The organism is Oceanobacillus sp. FSL K6-0251, from assembly GCF_038004725.1.
Taxonomy (GTDB): Bacteria; Bacillota; Bacilli; order Bacillales; family Amphibacillaceae; genus Oceanobacillus; species Oceanobacillus oncorhynchi.
Window position 1 is genome coordinate 3,996,928 of record NZ_JBBORS010000001.1, and the last position, 21,365, is coordinate 4,018,292.

A 21,365-nucleotide genomic window follows, 5' to 3' on the forward strand; every position below is an offset into this window, starting at 1 on the left:
TTTGCTAATTTCATGCTCATGATGCTCAAACGAATCGCCTATGTAATTGGTTTGTTTTAAAGCTCTAGTTATCATTCTATTAATTGAACACCTAGTATAGTTACAAATTAGTAGATTGTAATATTACATCTAAAAAAACAAATTTTATACTCCAACAAAATATGTAATAATTCGTACATCTTTATTCATTCTTTCTTAAAATGCAGAAAAGGTATTACGTTAAATCTTTCATTGAAAATGTAATCTCTTCAGCATTAAAAAAATCAGTAATCCTAAAAATACTCGAAACCGCATACATAAAAGAGATATTAAATTTTATCTATTATACATATATACAATAGTTTTGTTTTGGGAGGAATTCATATATCTTTTTAAATAAATATGGACTGGGGACAAAGGTGTTTATACCAGGTAATTTCAAGCCATATATTGTACAGATACATACTTTAGAAATATACTTTGCTTTATTTGTTGATTATTCTTTTGAATCTAATATTACCTTTTGTCCCAGTCTGACTCAAAACGTGTAAAACTTAAAACTCATTCATAATTAACATGTAACGGTTACCCATACATTGCTATAATAACGGCTCTGCTATATCTTAACTATCAGCCTATTCAACCTTTCAAGCAGGATATTAAAAGGACTTTATCAGGACTTTGTCGGCAACATAAAATCGAAATCACAACCTTCATCTGCTTGCAAGACATGTTTACGATAGAGCCATTTATAACCTCTTTCATCATCAAACTCAGGTTTCTGCCAACCTTGTTTACGTTTTTCAAGCACTTCATCTGAAACATCCAGATTCAAAATGCGATTTTCAATATCCAGCTCTATTATATCGCCGTCTTCTATCAATCCAATTGGGCCACCTACAGCTGCTTCCGGTGCCACGTGTAGAATAACGGTTCCAAAAGCGGTACCACTCATTCGACAATCCGATAAACGAACCATATCACGAACACCTTGTTTTAATAGTTTTCCAGGTATCGGAATCATTCCAGCTTCAGGCATTCCCGGCGCTCCAACAGGACCAGCATTTTGGAGAACAAGTACACTATCTTTTGTAACTTCTAAATCCGGATCATTTATTCTTGCTTCCATATCTTCTAATGAAGTAAATACAACAGCTTCTCCTTTATGTTTCATCAATGTTTTATCGATGACTGCCTTTGGTTTAATGATCGATCCACTTGGTGATAAATTACCTCTTAAAACAGCAATTCCTCCATCTGCATGCAACGGATTATCCAATGGTTTAATTATATCGCGATACACCTCTTCAATAGTTACAGAAGATAGATTCTCTTTCATTGTTTTTCCAGTCACCGTCATTTCATTCACATTTAAAAGCGGCTCTAATTCTTTTAAAACGGCAGGTATCCCGCCAGCATGGTATAAATCCTCCATTTGGTACTTACCAGCTGGTCTCATATTAGCAATAAATGGTGTTTCTTTACTTATTTTTTCAAATTGATCTAAATTCAATGTAATGCCAAGTCTTTTTGCCATTGCTGTCAGATGTATGACCGTATTTGTAGAACCGCCAATAGCCATCAATAATCTGATTGCATTCTCAAATGCTTCCTTCGTCATAATATCTGACGGTTTAATGTTTTTTTTCACTAGTCTAACAATTTCCCGCCCAGTTTCTCTTGCCATATGCATACGTTCATTAACTGTTGCAGGTGCTGCCGCGCCTCCTGGAAGCATCATACCTAAAGCTTCGGAACAAGCAGCAATTGTACTTGCTGATCCCATCACCATACAATGTCCAGCAGTTGGAGCCAGCTGTTTATTGATTTCATTGATTTCTTTTTCATCTACCGTACCTGCTTTATATTCCTGCCAGTAAAAACGGCAGTCAGAGCAGGCTCCCAAAGTTTTTCCTTTATATTTCCCATTATTCATTGGTCCGCCCGTAAATAAAATAGCAGGCTTATCAGCACTTGCTGCCCCCATCAATTGGGCTGGCGCCATTTTGTCACAGCCGCCAATCAAAACAGTTCCATCAATTGGTTGTGCGGTAATCATCTCTTCCGTATCCATTGCAACTAAATTCCGATATAACATCGTTGTTGGGCTTGTAAACATCTCCCCTACTGACATGATTGGGAATTCCAAAGGGGTGCCGCCTTCCATAATAACTCCTTGTTTAATAGCTTCTACCATCGGCTGTATATGGGAGTGGCACCGGTTTACTTCACTAAATGTATTACTTATTCCAATAACTGGTTTTTCATAATCTTCCTCGTCATGCCCCAAGTGCCTTCTAAAAGCCATTTTCAAAAACTCACTAAACGCTTCATCACCATACGATGCATTTGATTTCTTCATCGTCATCTCTCCTCCCATTTAATTATCATCTTAGGATGCAAGCACTGCCGTACAGGTTTGAATCCCGAGCTTAGCATGTATTTACTATCACAGTTATTGTTCATCTAATTGGAAAGAAAGATATTTGTATTCCAAATAATCTTCAATTCCCTGCCTGCCGCCTTCTCGACCGATGCCTGATTCCTTCACTCCGCCAAACGGAGCTTGGGCAACAGTTGGCATAGGATCATTTATGCCTACAATCCCATATTCCAAAGCTTCGCTGACTCTTACAATTCTAGAAGCATCCTTCGTAAATATATAAGAAGCAAGACCGTATTCACCACTGTTCGCCCGCTCTATCGCTTCTTCTTCTGTTGTAAACGAAAAGATAGGAGCAATAGGTCCAAATGTTTCTTCGTATGATATCTTCATATCATGTGTTGCGTTTACTAAAAGTGTTGGTTCAAAAAAGTTGCCTTTTGCGTATTCTCCATCGGCAAGTCGCTTCCCGCCGACTAATACTTCTGCTCCTTTTTCTGTTGCATCCTGCACCTGTTTTTCTACTTTATTGACTGCATTATTATCGATTAATGGTCCAATTGTAACCCCTGGCTTCAGTCCATCACCGACTATTAATTTCCTTATTTTTTCTGCAAACAATTCAGAAAAAGGCTTCACAATACTTTCATGGACATAAACACGATTGGTACAAACACATGTTTGACCCGCGTTTCTAAATTTACTAGCAATTAAAGCTTCTGCAGCTTGCTCTAGATTAGCATCTTCAAATACAATAAATGGTGCATGTCCTCCAAGCTCGAGTGATAGCTTTTTCATCGTATCTGCAGATTGTCTTACTAGCTGTTTTCCTACTTCAGTAGAACCAGTAAATGTAATTTTACGCACATCAGGAGAATCCATTAATGCTTTTGTGATCTTACTTGCAGATCCATGAAGTAAGTTCACTACTCCCTCCGGAACTCCTGCATCATGACAGGCCTTAAAGACTTCTACAGCTGTAAGAGGCGTGGAAGAAGCTGGTTTCAATACAACAGTACACCCTGCAGCCATGGCTGGAGCTATCTTCCTTGTAATCATTGCAATTGGAAAATTCCATGGTGTAATCGCTCCAACAACTCCAATCGGTTGGCGGATAACCGATAAACGTTTACTTGAAGACGATGCAGGAATGGTTTCTCCATAAATTCGTCTTCCTTCTTCCGCAAACCATTCTAAATAATCGATTGCTAAACTAATCTCCGCTTTTGACTCTTGCACAGGTTTCCCCATTTCTGTTGTAATTACTTCAGCAATCTCATCCGTTCTAGAACGTAAGATTTCCGCAACGCGATTTAAAAAATCATACCTTTCTTTTGCAGTTCGTTTAGACCAAGCAGGTAAAGCTTTTCTCGCAGCGTCAATTGCGAGCTTCGTTTCATGTTCTCCTCCTTTTGCGACTGTTCCAAGAAGTTGACCAGTAGTTGGACTAGTCACTTCTAAATTATCTTCTGAAGTTTCCCATGTCCCATTTATATAAAGCATCTTATCTCCTCTTTTCTATCCCCGCATCATATGCAGAAAATTATTTGATTAGATTATTGTTCCTGATTTGCTGATAAAATTGTTGGGTCAGTCATTACTTCGATCAATGCCGGAAGTCCAGATGCAATCGCTCTTTCAAATGCGCTTGCAATATCTTCATTCTTTTCAACTCTTTCACCATGTCCACCAAAATTAATTGCATATTCTGCAAAGTTTGGATTTGTCAATTTTGTTCCCACTACTCGTCCAGGGAATTTCGCTTCCTGATGCGTATGGATAGTTCCAAACATATTATTATTTACAACAATAGAGATGATAGGAATATCATAGCGTACAGCTGTTTCAAATTCTTGCGGAGTCATCATAAATCCGCCGTCACCTGAAATAGAAATGACTGTTTTATCTGGATGAGCTACTTTCACTCCAATAGCCGATGGCATCCCGTAACCCATCGCTCCTGATGTAGGTCCAAAATACGTCCCCCCTTCATCATATTTGAAATAACGGGAAATCCACGAAAAGAAGTTACCTGCGTCACTTGTAATAACCGTATTCTTTGGCAGTTCATTTTGAATATAATGGATGACTGATTTCATATTTGCGTATTCTTTATTATCCGTTAATTCAGGTGTTGAAAATTGTGTATACTTTTCGTTTGCTTCTGTTACTTTCTTTTGACGCTCCACATTTTCTTCCGGTTTAATCACGTTAAGAAGCTCTTTTAAAAATTCCTTTACATCGGAAACAATAGGTAATGACGGTGTATAAACCCTCCCCAAAGTATCTGGTGAAATATCTACATGAATCAAACGGCTATTTTGTTCATTTATTAAAGAATAATCATCTGTTGTCATTTGCGAGAATTTAGTTCCAAGCGCTAAAACAAGATCACTATCTTGAATATATTCACTCAGAGACTTTCTAGCTCCCAACCCTAATGCACCAATATAATTTGGGTGCGAATTCGGGAACGCATGGAAGCGTCTAAACGCTGTAGCTACGGGAATTTGCATGGCTTCTGCTAATGCAACAAGCTCTTGAGTAGCTTCTGATAGAATTACGCCTCCGCCAGCAATAATAACTGGTTTTTCAGCATTTTTTAGTTCTTCGGCAACTTCTTGTACTGCATCTGCATCAGGACGAATCATAGTTACCTTTATTGGTTCATGTGTATCTCTAGTTACAATGTCATCTTGCATATCCTCTGGCAATGAAACCAGCACTGGCCCAGGCCTTCCTGAACGTGCTACATGAAAAGCACGGTGCAGAATTTCCGGGATACGGTCAGCATCATCGATTTCTACTGTCCATTTACATAAATCTTTAAAGAATGAAACAAAATCTACTTCTTGAAATGCCTCACGGCCTCTATACGGACGTTCAACCTGTCCAATCAATGCTACAAGAGGAGTAGAATCTTGCTGCGCAGTATGTAGCCCAATCGACAAATTCGTTGCACCCGGGCCTCTTGTTGCTGTACAAACACCTACATCACCTGCAGCTTTCGCATAACCTTCAGCCATAAATGAGGCGCCACCCTCTTGTCTCGCAGAAATGAAATCGATTTCATTTTCTTCGTAAAAAGCATCCAGTACATTCAAATAACTTTCTCCAGGAACGCCAAAAACTTTCGTTACACCTTCTTTTTTCAAAACATCAACAATCGCTTGACCACCAGTTCTTTTCTCTACTTTAGTATCGCTCTGACTAACTTGTGTCATTTCTTTTCCACCTTTGCTATTATTTTTAATTCATCACATAAAATTTCTTTCTAATATTAACTCCATGTACTGCCTCCTCCTGATTAGCAATATTTGAAGGTTGCAATATAAGCTTTTTAATGATTTGATTTTAATTGTAAGACATTAATAATTGTTTGTCAATAATCATTATTTAATCTTCTGATTATTATTTTCAATAGCTTCTTTCATTAAATGAAAGTCTATAACCGCACAAAAAATGACTCCTAAATTAATACAGAAGTCATCTAACACTTATTTAAATTTTAGATAGTAAAAAGTTCCGTACGAAAAGTTATACATCTATTCTAGACATGATTTTTTCTCGTACATAACGGAGATGTCGATACATTTCTGTGAATGACATAATTGGGTCTCTTTTTTTTAAAGCTCTGTAAATCGCTTCGTGGTATGCAACCGTTATTTCTCGCTCACGGAAGGGTATCAAGCTATCAGTCTTTTCATGCGCAATCAATAATGAATCAATCATCCCTTCCACTACTGGGTTATTTGCGCTTTGGGCAATGATTCTATGAAATTCGATATCTAACGCCCCATAATTATTATTCACGCTTTTTTCAATATCACTGTTTATTTCCTTTAACAGATCTAATTGTTCGTCAGTTATTTTTTCTGCTGCTAAAGTAACTAGTCCTAATTCTAAGGACATTCTTGCTTCAATAACAGCTGACACATTATTGATTGTTAATGCTAACATTGCTCTAAATGGACTATTTCCTACTTTTTCATTAATATACGTTCCTCCACGCGGTCTTCTTTTGACAATTTCTAATGTTTCTAAAGAACTAAGCGCTTCTCTTAATACAGGGCGGCTTACATCAAAATCCTCCATTAATTTTAATTCAGACGGAAGCTTATCTCCCGGATGAAGCTGCCCATCCATCAACATGGAAATTATTTGGTTTAACACTTGTTGTGATAATGTATTTCTTTGTATTGTTCCTGTTTTAAATACTTCCATTACCTTCACTCTCCTTGTACTTAGCAATCAGTATGTTAAAGAAATCACATGTCATATAGCACATTTGATTATTTAGTGAATTATGTAAATAACCTGCGGATAAATTACATCAAGGTTTATTATTATAATTACCGCCCGTAATTGTATGACAAATATATAAGTTTGTCAATTTCAATAAATTTCCAAAGAATATATCATATAAACTTCCCCTATATCATAGTTGTATATTTACTCCCTGCTATCTTTATCAACTGGAATTTTTATTTCTAAAGTTCTTTCCATTGATTTAAAGTCGATATAAAAAGAAGGATAGAGATTATATCCCTCTCCTTCTTAACACCATAAAAGCTACCCATTATTTATAGACATCCGATTAGTTACGTAACTGGTGCAGGATTAAATAAGGCTAAATCGTTTCGAATACCACATTTATCTGCACAAGTTGTTTTCTTACCACTAGCAGTAGCAATAATATCATGAAAAATTTCCCATCCTACATCTTCAATAGTCGCTTTTCCTGTAGCAATCGTTCCCGCATTGATATCGATTAAATCGTTCCATTGATTTTTTAATTCATTTCTTGTTGAAACCTTTAATACAGGTGCCATTGACAGATTATAAGGTGTTCCTCTGCCCGTTGTGAACACCTGTAAATGCATACCAGCAGCGAGCTGCAAAGTTCCACAAACAAAATCGCTTGCGGGCGTAGCAGCAAAATTTAATCCTTTTTTTCGAACCTTTTCTCCTGGAGATAAAACATCTGTAATTGGAGATGTTCCAGATTTAATTACTGAACCAAGAGACTTTTCAACGACATTAGATAATCCGCCTTTTTTATTTCCTGGCGACGGATTTGCTGACCGGTCAACATCACCTTTATTCAAATATTTATCATACCAATCCATTTCTCTAACAAGAGCGTCCGCTACTTCTCGACTATCTGCTCTTGGTGTTAATAGATGGACCGCATCCCTGACCTCTGTTACTTCAGAAAACAAGACAGTTGCACCAGCTTTAACCAGCAAATCTGCCGCATACCCTACAGCTGGATTTGCTGTAACGCCTGAAAATGCATCACTTCCCCCACACTGAACACCTACTACTAATTCAGAGATTGGAAATTCTTCTCGCTCTCTTTGGTTTAGCCTTTCTAACCTTTCTTCAGCCATCTCCATAATAGTTTGAATCATATTTGTGAAGCCATTTTGATCTTGTAACATTACAATATTATCATTATCTTTTCCATCATTTAATCGCGTTGGTTGGAGCTTTTCGCATCCTAAACCGACAACCATGATTTCCCCGCCAAAACTAGGATGTTTCGCTAGATTTTGAATGGTGCGGATAGGAATTTTTGCATCGCCAGCGTTTATTGCAACACCACAACCATAGTTATGATTAATAGCAATAACATCTTCAACATTTGGGTACTTTGGAAGAAGTTCTTCCTTTATCTTTTGTACAGCAAACTCTAAAACCCCAACGACACATTGAACACTTGTCGTTATCCCGAGTATATTCTTCACCCCAGCTGTACCATCAGAGTTTCTGTATCCTAAAAAAGTGTATTCTTCATCTAAGGGTTCCTTCGGTTCTGCTTTCCCGTAGGTCTTTAATGTATTTAGTTCTGGAGGTACTGGTAAATTCATTACAGCGTCTCTTATCCAGGATCCTTTTTCAATTCGACCTTTAGCATATCCAATAATTTCTCCGTATCGGATAATTTCTCCATCTTTTTCTATGTCCTCTAAAGCTACTTTATGCCCTTGAGGAATCATATTTTTTAATTCGAGACCACACTTAAAAACAGTTCCTTGCTTTAAACCTCCATTATTAACAATAATCGCGGTATTATCTATTTCTTTCACTTTAATATAGAGTGGTTCCATATCTTCTTGCATTTTCTCACACCACCTCTCTGTTGTTTTTCAGTAAATGTATGAAATACACTTACACTAAACATATCATCACATTCTATTGTATATTTCATTACCCTGTAACTTCGTTTAATGCAGTAAGTAAGGCTTTAATATATCCAATGGAATAAGCAAATCCCAGGTTAGATGATTTCCAGCCAATATTCGAATTTGCCCATTTTTTATCTTGGTCTGCAATGTCACCTGCAAGGATAGGTACATGATCAGGGTTTAGACAACCGTTAAAACCTACTTTCTTTAATTCCAGCAATATCTTAAACATATTCAAGTCCCCATCATCTAGTAAAGCTTCTTCAAATGCTCCAGCTGTCGGTAAACTTCCGCGTACATTTCTAAAATGCACTAAGAAAATTCTGTTTTTTCTACCAAAATGATTTATTTCATCAATGACTAATGAGGATCCACCTTCTTCCGCACGCGTACCGATGCAGTAAACAAAACCTACGTTTTCATTCGGAAAGTCATCAATTATCCTGTGTAAACCAAGTCCTCCGAAGGGAGAATCTGGATGTGGTGTATCAGATGGATGCATAGCTATATTCACACCATTTTCTTGAGCAGTCGGCACTAATTCTTTATAGGCCCTTTGAAAAGAACGCCACCACTTTTCCAGTTCTTCTAAAGTCGGACTTTCTGCTTTATCCTTCAATAAACCAACGCTCTCTCCTCTAGAGATGGCTCCGCCTCTTTGAATCGCTTGATAAGTCTGTGAACGACCATAAAATACATCGCCTTCAAATCGTTGTCTGACGATTTTTATATTTGCTTCTCCAAAGACTTTAATGGCATTTACGGAGTTTTCCAATTGCACCTCACTGCCATCTTGATTATCCATAAATGAATCGGTTATATTTGGCAAGGTAACTCTATTAATATCCATCCCCCATGAGCGGATTCTTCTTTGAAGTTTTAATAAACTATCCAAATCTGGAAACCCTTGTTCCTTCACACCTGCAAAAGAGTTCCCGTTCCCAAAATCAATCCTGTCCACACCTAGCTGGGACATTTGTTGTAAATCCAAATCTGTTAATTCAGTGGTGTTAACGGTTACGGACACTTTCATCATTTACAGCCTCCTTCTATATTATTAATTAGCCGCGTCATAAACTGCCTGGTCATTCTCAGTAATTTCTTTTAACTTCTCAGCTGTTTCTTCTGAATCTAGATAACTTGGGGTTAACCAACTGTTCTTAATCTCCTCTTGAAAGGATTCATCTTCAACTACATTTTCTAACGCTTCTGAAAATCTTTCTACGACCTCATCCGGTGTTTCCGGGTTAAAAGCCCAATAAAAAACTTTATCTACTGACATATCTACACCTTGCTCGGTAAACGTTTCAACATCTGGGGCTCCTTCCAGACGCTCCTCAGCAATTACACCGAGGGAAACAAAATCGCCAGATTCAAGATAATCCTGCACTAATCCAAGAGAAGTTGGTACAATGTCAACTCTTCCTCCTAATAAAGCGGTAATTTTATCAGAAGCACCACCGGCATCAACTATATTAAATTCAACTCCTGTTTTTTGTTCAAACTCTAACACTTGCAAATGTGTCATCGCTCCAACTTCTGTAGCCACCTTAACTTCGCCAGGATTTTCTTTGGCATAATCAATCAAGGATTCGATATCATCAAATGCAGCATCTTTAGAAGCAAGAAATGTATTCGATTGATCAACGATTCCTACACCTGCATATTTAAAATCTTCAGATGTATAGTCAGCTAATCCATAAATATTATTAACTAACATTGCATTATGGTAAGCCAATACAGCATGTCCATCTGGTTCCTTAGATAATACTTCCTTGATACCTGTTGAACCCCCAGCCCCTTCCACGTTCGTAATGACAATTGATTCACCAAGTTCCTGTTCCAGATATTTAGCAGTAATACGTGTATTCAAGTCTGTATCCCCACCCGCTCCAACTGGAACAACTACCTCAATTGGTTTAGACGGGTATGCATCTTCCGCATTTGAACTTTCCCCATCTGAACATGCACTTAAAATAAAAACTAGACAAACAACAGCTAAACTTTTCGTAAAAATATCCACAATTTTCTTCAATATAATTCCTCCCTTTTTTGATTTATTTAGTTAATTTACTTTTTGAAGCTTTTGTTTCTTTCTATTACTGTATATTTTCATGGCAATAGAAACGACTGTTAAAAGTAAGAATCCTGCAGCTATTGGTTCTGTTAAAAAAGGCATAAAGTTTCCTTCAGATAACATTAAACCTCTGCGTAGGTTTGTTTCTAGAATTGGTCCCAGGATAAATCCTAGAACAAGCGGTGTTAATGGCATTTTAGCTTTGATCATCAGGTAACCGATAATCCCAAAGAAAAATAATGCACCTACATCAAATAAACGATTATTCACACCAAATGCACCAACAACACACAACGCTAGAATAATAGGTAAAAGAATAGCCTGAGGAATGCTAAGCAATCTTACAAATCCTCTCATTCCTAAGAATAAAAACACTGCCATTAAAATGTTTGCAATGATTAAAGCAGCAAATATGCCATATACTATTTCGCCACTATTTTGAATCAGCATTGGTCCAGGCTGCAACCCATGCAAGACAAGGCCCCCGAGTAACATAGCTGTAACTGTATCTCCCGGTATTCCTAAAGAAATAAGCGGAACTAACGCTCCTCCAATAGCAGCATTATTTGATGATTCAGACGCTACAATACCACTGGGATTCCCTTTACCAAATTCTTCAGGTTTTTTTGAAAGATTTTTTGTTGTTGCATATGCGATAATATTTGCGGTTCCACCTCCAATACCAGGTAATACCCCAATGCTCAAACCTAACAATGTCGACCGAAGAAAGTTCCATTTTTGTTCAAAATATTCCTTCATTTTTACTCGGTAACTAATTTTTTTCAGACGTGTAGATTTATTATTTTTGACTTTCTTTTCAGCAGTAATCAATATTTCCGACACTGCAAATAGCCCAATTAACACTGGTAATAAGTCAAACCCAGCATCTAAGGAACTGAAACCAAACGTAAATCTTGGAAACGCATCAATTGGTGCTGAACCAACCAATGCAAATGCAATACCAAGTGCTCCTGATAGAACACCTTTGACGATCGAATCTCCAGAAAGACTTGAGATTAACGTCAGGGAAAAAATCACAATAGCAAAAAACTCAAAAGGTCCGAATTCTAAAGCAACTTTGCCTAATGGCGGAGAAATAATAATTAATGCGACGATACTTATTAATCCTCCAAAGAAAGAAGAGACAATCGCAAAGGAGAATGCTTTTCCCGGCTCTCCTTTTTGAGCCAGCGGATATCCATCAAATGTCGTTGCAATGGAGGATGGGGTTCCTGGCAGCTTCAATAAAATTGCTGGAATTAAACCTCCTGAAACCCCTCCAATATACAATCCCATCAAAAGAGACATTCCTGCGACTGGATCCATCCCATATGTAATCGGCAAACAAATCGCAATTGCCATCGTAGCTGTTAAACCTGGTATAGAACCAAATATAAGTCCTAAGATTACACCAACAACAATTAACAGGATTATTTGAAAAGTGAAAACCGAATTAAAACCTTCTAATAACATATCAAACATTTTCTAACCCTCCTTACCCAAAAATTCCCGCTGGAAGCATGACATAGAACACATTGCGAAACACGAAATAAATAACGGACGATGTGACAATTGAAATAACCCCATATAAGAGGGCATTTTTGATTGTCCATTTTGAGAAAAGTAGCATTTGTATAATGAGATAAGCAGCAGTGGTAATTAAAAAGCCTAAGATAGGAATTAGAAATAAATAAACAAATAACAAAATTATCGTAAGTATCAGATAAATAAAGCTATTTTTATTATCTGTTCCTTCTTTAACTTCTGCAGCAGGTGCTTCTTCATCTGTTTTGTCTATCTCCCCACTTTTAAAACCGCTTACAATTACAGGAATACTCATTACTGCAATTAATATTGCAATTACTTTAGGCATAAAATCTGACCCGACCGCCCCTTCTGTTAGCGCTTCCATATTAAGAGAGCCTATAAACATAACTATTGAAATCGCCAACAAAATAATTCCTGTAATTAAATCACCGTAATTCCTTTCCATTAGACTTCCCCTCCAATCCATCCTATTTTTTATTACTTTTCGTAATTGTATGACAAATATATTTATATGTCAATAAAATTTTTAGGTTTTTTAAATATTACTTCTCTAAGGTTTTTATATGTATTGAGGTATGCCAAATTATCAAAAAAATCCTCACTATAAATTAGATAATTTATTTTATATGAATCCGTTCAGTTTGGTTTCGTGACTTAATTTGTCCTGCTAAAAAAAGAAACTCCAAACTAGATTTGGATTAAAGGTCTCGATAATTAATGTAGTTTTTGTTTTATTTCCACTTTCAAGTGCTACCTCTTGACTCATTTTATAAAGAATTGGTGTTAAAACCAATAAAATACAGTCCATATCTTGTATGGACTGCTTCTGTCAAAACTATTATCTTATTAAAATTCTTGCCCGCTCGTCTCAATAACTTTTTTTATATTAATGAAAATTATCCTCCCTATATCGATTTGGTGTTTTATTCCCAAAGTAATCCATATCGCTTAGAAATCTCTGACGTACCAGAAGATATAATATCAATCGCAAAATATGAAATGTAACCAATAACCTCTATCCCATCTTCCTAGAGATACTAGCAGCAGACTCCAATATAAACTCAACGTACTGTTCAATCCTAGATTTATCCACCCTAATCAAAGGAATCGTTATAGTCATACTCGCAATAACGTCGTTTAAGCGATTTTTTATCGGAGCGCTAATTGCATAAACACCTAGAATTCTTTCATTCTTTGTTATTGCATATCCTTGTTCCCTTATTGTACTTAATTGTTTTCTTAAACAGTCCTTATTTATTACCGTATAATCCGTAAGTTGTTTTAATTTCAAGTGCTCAATAATATTTTCTCTCTGAATTTCTGGTAAATTCGCTAACAATACTTTTGCCGATGCGCCAGCATATAAAGGAGATTCTTTACTTATATAGGAAAGTGTGGTTAATTCATGTTTTGCATGTTCATAAGCAATACATTTACGTTTATTATTATGGATAATATTTAATGTAATCGTTTCTCCCGTTTTTGTATTTAATTCTTGCATGAATTTTTTTGTGATAGACAGTAAGTGTGAATTACTCTCCACCAAATTTCCTAAGAAGTATAATTCCATCCCTAGTTTATACGTCTTGCTTCGTTCATTTTTTTCTAAAAACCCTTCTTCTGTAAGGGTATATAAGATCCTTTGAATACTTGATTTTGAAATCCCCAATCTCTCACTTATCTCTGTTAAAGATAACTCTTTTTCGTTGAATGAAAATACTTTTAAAACTTGAACCGCACGATTAATCGTCTGCATTGATTCTTTTTTCTGCAAAAAAATCTCCTCCAATCCAACAGTATGTATATCAGATTATATGTGTCTAATAGTGCAATATTTCCATAATTAATTATCATGTACCGTTAAATGAAAACCCTTACCGTTTAACGGTAATATTCTAAACAAGATTAGAATATAAATGTCCTAAATGAAAATTTGTTTTAAAACAGTGTACCTTCAGCCCCCTCTATTCCCTATAGAAAACAATATGAAAGCTAACCGATATCATTACCTAGGAAGGAAGTGAAGAAATGTTAGCCTTACTTGGTTTTTTAACCATTTTTGTATTTCTGTATCTCATTTTAACTAAGAAAACGTCTGTGATTGTTGCTTTAATTATTGTTCCGCTTCTTTTTGGATTATTTACAGGGCACACAATTGATTTGGGTCCAATGATGCTCGATGGAATTATAGAAGTAGCACCTACTGCAATCATGCTTGCCTTCGCGATATTGTATTTTGGAATCATGAACCAAGCAGGTCTATTCGATCCAATTATTAAACGAGTTCTAATTTTAGTAAAAGGAGATCCTTTAAAAATAGTTATAGGAACTGCAGTTATTGGTATGTTTGCCCATTTAGACGGCTCCGGGGCTTCTACTTTTCTCATTACGATACCTGCACTGCTCCCACTATATAATAGGTTAAAAATGAGTAAATTAGTATTAGCCTGTGTTGTTGCATTAAGTGCAGGAACAATGAACTTACTTCCTTGGGGCGGACCTACAGCAAGAGCTTCCGCTTCCCTCAATATTGATACAACTGACATATTTAATCCTGTTATCCCGGCAATGTTAGTTGGACTTTTATGGGTGTTTTTTGTTGCATATCTATTAGGTAAACGAGAACGTAAAAGGCTTGGTATTGAAGATTCCTCGTTCGAATATACGATGGAAATTTCTAAAGAGGAACAAGAATTAAAACGGCCAAAACTCTTTTGGTTTAATTTACTTTTAACCATCGTTCTAATTGTTTTTCTTATTCAAGTATGGTTTCCACTGCCAGTAGTATTTATGGTTGGATTTGTTATAGCTTTAATAGTTAATTATCCTAATGCAAAAGTTCAACAGGAAAGAATAGATTCATTGGCTGTTGGTGTTGTAACCATTGTGACAATTATTTTTGCTGCAGGTATATTTACAGGTGTTTTATCGGGGACTGGAATGGTCGAAGCAATGGCGAATAGTCTTGTATCCATTATTCCAGAGGGGCTTGGAACGCAAATGGCAATTATATTAGCTATTGCAAGTATGCCTCTAAGTCTTGTATTTACTCCAGATGCTTTTTATTTTGGTGTCTTACCTATTCTAAGCGAAGCAGCAGCTACTTACGGAATAAGTGGGGCTGAAATGGCACGTGCGGCAATCCTAGGTCAGATTACAACAGGGTTTCCAATTAGTCCATTAACACCTTCTACATTTCTGCTTATTGGTTTAGCTGGGGTTGATTTGGCTGATCATCAAAAATTCACATTTAAATGGGCGTTCGGTACAACGATCGTAATGACTATTGTTTGTGTATTGATAGGCGTTATTCCTTTCTAAATCATTCAAAATTCACATTAAAGGGAGTTGTTATGTAATGGAAGATTTAATTTTTGAAAAGGATAATCATATTGGAGTTATTCGATTAAATAGACCTGAATCGTTAAATGCTTTTAGTGTGGATATGATCCAGCTATGGATTGACGCATTAGAAGAAATTAAAAATAATGACGATATTTATGTTGGTATTCTAACAGGAAATGGAAAAGCATTTTGCGCAGGCGGAGATATTAAAGCAATGATAAACGGTGATGGCTTTATGGCTAAGACTAAACAAGAACAAGAGAATTACACTAGTTTACCGTTAGAGGTAAAGAATAGTTTATGGAAAAATATACAAAAAATACCCTTGTTAATGGAAGAAATTGATAAACCAATGATAGCTGCGATTAACGGAGCAGCTATCGGAGCTGGATTAGACATGGCATTAATGTGCGATATTCGATTCTGTTCTGATGAAGCAAAATTAGGTGAAGGGTATATAAAAGCTGGAATTGTGCCTGGAGACGGTGGAGGATATTATCTTCCTAGAATTATCGGCATCGATAATTCACTAGAAATGCTTTGGACTGGAAAAAAGCTCACAGCTGCTGAAGCAAAAGAGATTGGATTGGTTACCCACGTGATTCCAAATAATTCTTTGCTACAGACTGTTAAAGAGTATGCAAATAATCTATGTAATGAACCTCAAGAGGTTATTCAAATGATGAAACGTATCGTTTATCAAGGCTTGTCAATGAATTTAAAGCAATCGTTGGATATGGCTTCATCATTAATGGCAATATCAGTACATCATCCAAATCACAAAAATGCGTTAGAAAAACTAATGAAAAAATAATTAGTCCCGAATATAAAAACAATCAACTAATTCGAAGAGGAGGAATGTGAATAATGGTGGAAAATGAAGAATATAAAGGTCCACTATCTCATATCCGAATATTAGACTTAAGTCAAACATTAGCCGGCCCTTTAGCAACTACTATTTTAAGTGATTTAGGTGCTGAAGTTATAAAAATAGAACGTCCTGGATTCGGAGACCAGACGCGCCATTTTGCTCCATATCAAAATGGGGAAAGTCACTATTTTCTAAGTGTTAATCGAAATAAAAAAAGTATAGAAGTTAATTTAAAAAGCGATATTGGGATGCAAACATTGAAAGATTTAATAAAAGAATGTGATATTCTAGTTGAAAATTTTCGTCCTGGGGTTTTAGATAAACTAGGATTCAGCAAGGAAGCAATACAGTTAATTAATCCTGGTATGATAGTCTGCTCCATTTCTGCTTTCGGAAGTACTGGCCCACTTGGAGAAAGAGCGGGTTATGATATTATTGTTCAGGCATTAAGCGGTGTAATGAGTGTTACAGGTGATGGTGTCCCGCAGCGATCTGGACTTCCTATTGGCGATATTATTGGCGGACTATTTGGAGCAATCTCTGTATTGGGCGCTATAATAGAAAAAGGAAAATCGAAAAAAGGACTTCATATTGATTTAAGTTTGCTTGATAATCTTGTTTCGTTGTTAGGCTATTATGCTGGAAAGTATTACATGACTGGAGAATCGTCTTCTCCTGTAGGGTCACATCACCCTTTCATTGTCCCATACGGAACTTATAAAGCATCAGATGGTTATTTAGTTTTAGCTATCTACACGGAAGGTTTTTGGAAAAAATTTATAAAGGCAATGAATAAAAAAGAATGGTTAACGGATGAAAGATTTAAAACAAATGATTTACGCGTAAAAAACAGGGAAATCTTAATCGATATTATTCAAGCAGAATTAGACAGAAAAAAAATAAATGAATGGATAGAAGTATTCGAAGCTTACGATATACCTCACGCTCCAGTGTTGAATATTGAAGATGCATTAAATCATCCGCAGATAAAAGAGAAAGATCTCATTAAAAAGATTGATCATCCTTCCTACGGGAAATTTTCTCATGTTGGAACTCCTATTCATTATAGTAATGCTCCATTAAATAATAATGCTGCTCCACCAACATTAGGAGAAAACACAGAAGAAATACTAAGAGATGTCTTAGGCTATTCCAATGATAAAATGAATGAAGTGTTAAATACAATGAATAAATCTATATAATGAAACAGGTTAATTCAATACCCAACACACCATTTAACCTTTCTTAAATCTAGTTATCCGCGAGTGGGGTATATTTCTATATATTTGGTTATTTATTGGCCACATAAAATATCATCTAAGAAAACAGAATAAACACACAAAAACACCTGAATCATCAACCTTTCGATTCAGGTGTTTATATCATTTTTACAACTCCGCTTAGAAAACAAATGCCGTCTATAGACAAGGAACTTAGACCACGCAATTCATATAGTTTAAATAGGATTTCCCAATAAGAATAATTATTTTAATTCATATTATGAAAAAACAATAATCAACCGTAAATATACCGAAAAAGCGAATCCTTCGTAAACTTCCCTTCAATTCCAGGTTTCGTTAAAAAGTATTCCACAATTTCTTCTTTCGCAAGACCAATCTCCTTTAACCCGCGGGAAATCATGGATAAATAGGATTGAGGGGGAGTGGTAAATTCGTGCGTTCCCATTACATCCGGATTGGTAAATGTAAACATTGGCGCCCCTTCCTCTTTTCCCAGATAAATAACCCTGCCGTACCAGCCTGCTTTCAAGTCAACATAGCCTTTATCCATAATATCCTGCACTTTGATATTTAAGGCATCCACATTATTTTCCTGCTCCACGACTTCTCCAAATTGCTCATCGGTGATCAGGTACTTTCTTGCATATGTTTTGGTATCTTTATTGGATTTATGTCCAATGAAGGCAACTCCGCCCTTGCCCCATTTGCTTTTTTCCTTTGTAAAATAGAGAGGATAAGGGAGCTCGGCTTTTTTTACTTTCTTTGGCGGGGTCGTATTTTCACATCCCTTTTCCTCTTTTTCAGATCCTTCAGGAATACCTCCTTCAATATAGCAGGAAAAGCGATTTTCGCTAATGTTGGAGCCGTAGCTTACATACCATACGTCCATTATGAGCCTCCTTGTTTTATGTTACTTTGAAAAATAAAGGTAAAACGTTTTTTGTAGTTACAATGTCATTTTCTCTAATTTTTGTTCTGATAAAAAATGAGAAATCGCTATCGAAGTAGCACCGAGCGCACTTGAATAACGACCCAGAGCAGAAAATTTAATCTCCGTATTCTCATTATGATAATAAGATAGCCTATCCTGTAGAACATGATTAACAGGGTTGGTTAACCATCGGCTAAATTGTGAGATTCTATTTCCTATGATAACCATTTCTGGATTAAACGTATTAATAACAGTTGTTAATCCAATTCCGATATACTCCCCTAATGTGTTTAAAATCTGCAGAACTTCTTTATTCCCTGTTTTTGCTTCTGCTACTAGTTTTTCCAGACTTATATCATTCGAACTGCTTAATACTTTTTGCTTTTTTACATGCTCCAAAAGAGCCTGTTCCGATGCATAAAGTTCCCAGCAACCGTGATTTCCGCAACGGCATTTAGGGCCGTTTGCATTAAGAGTAACATGTCCCATTTCTCCAGAAATACCAGATGTACCAGTGTAAAGATTGTTTTTTATAATGATGCCTGTACCTATACCAACTCCAATGCTAATATACACTAAATCAGATGCATTCTTCCCTCTCCCATAAAGATGTTCACCATGAACTCCACAATTAGCTTCATTTTGAATTTTAACCGGAATGTGAAGTTCATTTTGTAACTCTGCTTTTAAATCAACATTTTTCCATTTTAGATTTGGGGCAAATAAAATATTCTCATCGAGATCGACATTACCTGGAACACCTACACCAATTCCTACTATGCCATACGTGCTTTCCGGAGCCTTTTTAATTAATTTTTTTATGATATTCACTAAATTGTTCTTCACATCTTCATATTCAATGCTAGTTAAAGTCTGGGTAACTTCTTCTACAATATGACCATTCAAATCCGTTAAAACACCGAGAATGTAATTAACGCCCAAGTCAATTCCAACCGAAAAGCCTGCAAGGTTATTAAAATATAATAGCACAGGCTTCCTTCCCCCACTGGATTGGTTAGACTCTATTTCATATACAAATGACTCTTCAAGCATTTCCGAAACCATTGTAGAAACAGTTGCTTTATTGAGTCCAGTTATTTTAGAAATCTGCGAACGGGATAGTGGTTCGTTTTTTTTAATTGAACGAAAAACAATTGACTTATTCATTTGTTTTACAAAATTTTGGTCACCGGTTTGAATTTTTTGCATCTTTTTTCTCCTTTTTATATAATTCTTTATCTTTATTCTATCATAGAAATCGCTTAACATTCATCCTCACTTTGTTTAACCATTATATTAACAAATCTTAAATCAATCATATTTAAATCAATTCATCTATCATATCAATACCTTTTTTTCTTTAATTTTATTGTTGACAACGCTTCCAACAAATACTAAACTTAGTTTTAAGGTTAAACAAAGTTATATAAACTTATTTTAACTAACTCAATGAAATAGGAGGTATTTATAGAATGAGTTATTTTCCAAACGTAAATCAGATAATTTATGAAGGGCCGAAGTCAACGAATCCTTATGCATTTAAGTTCTATAATCCGGAGGAAACCATTGGCGGCGCAAATATGGAGGATTATCTACGTTTTGCAGTAGCATACTGGCATACATTTACTGAAGATTTATCAGACCCATTCGGCTCTGGAACAGCTGTCCGCCCTTGGGATAAATTCTCAGGAATGGACTTAGCAAAAGCTCGTGTAGAGGCAGCTTTTGAATTCTTTGAGAAGCTAAATGTTCCCTATTTCTGTTTTCATGATGTGGATATCGCACCAGAAAGAGAAACTTTAAGAGAAACAAATAAAAACTTAGATACAATCGTCTCCATGATCAAAGATTATATGAAAGACAGCAAAACGAAACTGCTTTGGAATACTGCTAATAATTTTACTCAACCAAGATTTATTCATGGGGCGGCTTCTTCTAACAATGCAGATGTATTCGCCTACGCTGCAGCCAAAGTAAAAAAAGGGTTAGAAATCGGAAAAGAACTTGGTGGAGAAAACTACGTATTTTGGGGAGGCCGAGAAGGTTATGAAACGCTCCTTAACACAGATATGAAACTCGAATTAGACAATCTCGGACGCTTCTTCCATATGGCTGTAGATTATGCTAAAGAAATTGATTTTGATGGACAGTTCCTAATTGAGCCAAAACCTAAAGAACCAACAACTCACCAATATGATTTTGATGTTGCTAGCAGTTACGCCTTTTTGCAGCATTATGATTTACAAGATCACTTTAAATTTAATATTGAAGCCAATCACGCCACACTTGCAGGTCATACATTTGAGCATGAACTGCACTACGCACGTGTCAATAATATTTTAGGATCAGTAGACGCCAATCAAGGACACCCACTTTTAGGCTGGGATACAGATGAATTCCCAACTGACTTATACGCTACTACACTTGCTATGTATGAAATAATCAAAAATGGCGGACTGGGCCGCGGCGGATTAAACTTTGATGCAAAAGTAAGAAGAGGTTCATTTGAGCCAGAAGATCTTTTTCACGCACATATAGCTGGAATGGATAGTTTCGCAATCGGGTTAAAAGTGGCTCAGAAATTATTAGATGATCAAATTATTGAAAATGTTGTAAATAACAGATATAGCAGCTATACACACGGTATTGGTTTGAACATCGTGGAAGAAAAAACGAATTTCCATAAATTAGAAGAGCATGCACTTGATTTAAAAGAAATAAATCAACAATCCGGACAATTGGAAAGAATCAAGGCAGTAATCAATCAATATCTGCTGACAATTTATTCAGATCAATAAG

Annotated in this window: 16 protein-coding genes; 4 read left to right on the plus strand and 12 right to left on the minus strand. The window is 36.1% G+C overall.

The window, feature by feature from the left end; translation table 11 throughout:
- Positions 1 to 652: 652 nt before the first annotated feature.
- The 10 genes from MKY45_RS19735 to MKY45_RS19780 all read right to left on the minus strand — a co-directional run bounded on the left by MKY45_RS19735 (position 653) and on the right by MKY45_RS19780 (position 13,952).
- Positions 653 to 2,341, minus strand: coding sequence for a dihydroxy-acid dehydratase (locus MKY45_RS19735; RefSeq protein ID WP_332094556.1), 1,689 nt, complete (start codon positions 2,339 to 2,341; stop codon positions 653 to 655).
- Between the two features lie 93 nt (positions 2,342 to 2,434).
- Positions 2,435 to 3,865: an NAD-dependent succinate-semialdehyde dehydrogenase gene (locus MKY45_RS19740; RefSeq protein ID WP_341173282.1), complete on the minus strand. Its 1,431-nt coding sequence runs from the start codon at positions 3,863 to 3,865 to the stop codon at positions 2,435 to 2,437.
- Positions 3,866 to 3,918: 53 nt separating this feature from the next.
- A complete protein-coding gene (locus MKY45_RS19745; protein ID WP_256705094.1) occupies positions 3,919 to 5,586 on the minus strand; it encodes a thiamine pyrophosphate-dependent enzyme in 1,668 nt (555 codons plus the stop codon).
- A gap of 313 nt (positions 5,587 to 5,899) precedes the next feature.
- A complete protein-coding gene (locus MKY45_RS19750; protein ID WP_256705095.1) occupies positions 5,900 to 6,586 on the minus strand; it encodes a FadR/GntR family transcriptional regulator in 687 nt (228 codons plus the stop codon).
- Positions 6,587 to 6,963: 377 nt separating this feature from the next.
- Positions 6,964 to 8,487: a galactarate dehydratase gene (gene garD, locus MKY45_RS19755; RefSeq protein WP_256705096.1), complete on the minus strand. Its 1,524-nt coding sequence runs from the start codon at positions 8,485 to 8,487 to the stop codon at positions 6,964 to 6,966.
- A gap of 88 nt (positions 8,488 to 8,575) precedes the next feature.
- A complete protein-coding gene (locus MKY45_RS19760) occupies positions 8,576 to 9,589 on the minus strand; it encodes a mannonate dehydratase (protein ID WP_341173283.1) in 1,014 nt (337 codons plus the stop codon).
- A gap of 21 nt (positions 9,590 to 9,610) precedes the next feature.
- Positions 9,611 to 10,588, minus strand: coding sequence for a tripartite tricarboxylate transporter substrate binding protein (locus MKY45_RS19765; RefSeq protein ID WP_339180027.1), 978 nt, complete (start codon positions 10,586 to 10,588; stop codon positions 9,611 to 9,613).
- 30 nt (positions 10,589 to 10,618) lie between these two features.
- Entirely contained in the window at positions 10,619 to 12,112 is a 1,494-nt protein-coding gene (locus MKY45_RS19770; RefSeq protein ID WP_256705099.1) for a tripartite tricarboxylate transporter permease, read from the minus strand.
- Positions 12,113 to 12,125: 13 nt separating this feature from the next.
- Entirely contained in the window at positions 12,126 to 12,623 is a 498-nt protein-coding gene (locus MKY45_RS19775) for a tripartite tricarboxylate transporter TctB family protein (protein ID WP_256705100.1), read from the minus strand.
- Positions 12,624 to 13,193: 570 nt separating this feature from the next.
- The gene (locus MKY45_RS19780; RefSeq protein WP_341173284.1) at positions 13,194 to 13,952 is read right to left on the minus strand and encodes an IclR family transcriptional regulator; all 759 of its coding nucleotides are present in this window, start codon (positions 13,950 to 13,952) and stop codon (positions 13,194 to 13,196) included.
- 254 nt (positions 13,953 to 14,206) lie between these two features.
- Here MKY45_RS19780 and MKY45_RS19785 point away from each other — a divergent pair, with 254 nt between their 5' ends.
- Genes MKY45_RS19785 through MKY45_RS19795 form a run of 3 tightly spaced genes read left to right on the plus strand, consistent with a single transcriptional unit; the run spans position 14,207 to position 17,596 of the window.
- On the plus strand, positions 14,207 to 15,499 hold the full coding sequence (locus tag MKY45_RS19785; protein WP_341173285.1) for a CitMHS family transporter: 1,293 nt from the start codon (positions 14,207 to 14,209) through the stop codon (positions 15,497 to 15,499).
- Positions 15,500 to 15,536: 37 nt separating this feature from the next.
- Positions 15,537 to 16,337, plus strand: a complete 801-nt coding sequence (locus MKY45_RS19790) for an enoyl-CoA hydratase/isomerase family protein (protein WP_341173286.1) — start codon at positions 15,537 to 15,539, stop codon at positions 16,335 to 16,337.
- A gap of 53 nt (positions 16,338 to 16,390) precedes the next feature.
- Positions 16,391 to 17,596 (plus strand): CaiB/BaiF CoA transferase family protein, encoded by a 1,206-nt coding sequence (locus tag MKY45_RS19795; RefSeq protein ID WP_341173287.1) that lies wholly within the window; start codon positions 16,391 to 16,393, stop codon positions 17,594 to 17,596.
- Positions 17,597 to 17,909: 313 nt separating this feature from the next.
- On the opposite strand, the gene MKY45_RS19800 is transcribed toward MKY45_RS19795, so the two are convergent.
- Both MKY45_RS19800 and MKY45_RS19805 read right to left on the minus strand, forming a co-directional pair.
- Complete coding sequence (locus tag MKY45_RS19800; RefSeq protein WP_341173288.1) at positions 17,910 to 18,524, minus strand: hypothetical protein; 615 nt, start codon at positions 18,522 to 18,524, stop codon at positions 17,910 to 17,912.
- Positions 18,525 to 18,581: 57 nt separating this feature from the next.
- Entirely contained in the window at positions 18,582 to 19,775 is a 1,194-nt protein-coding gene (locus MKY45_RS19805) for an ROK family protein (protein WP_341173289.1), read from the minus strand.
- A 263-nt stretch (positions 19,776 to 20,038) separates the two neighbouring features.
- Here MKY45_RS19805 and xylA point away from each other — a divergent pair, with 263 nt between their 5' ends.
- Complete coding sequence (gene xylA, locus MKY45_RS19810) at positions 20,039 to 21,364, plus strand: xylose isomerase (RefSeq protein WP_341173290.1); 1,326 nt, start codon at positions 20,039 to 20,041, stop codon at positions 21,362 to 21,364.
- Position 21,365: the final 1 nt, after the last annotated feature.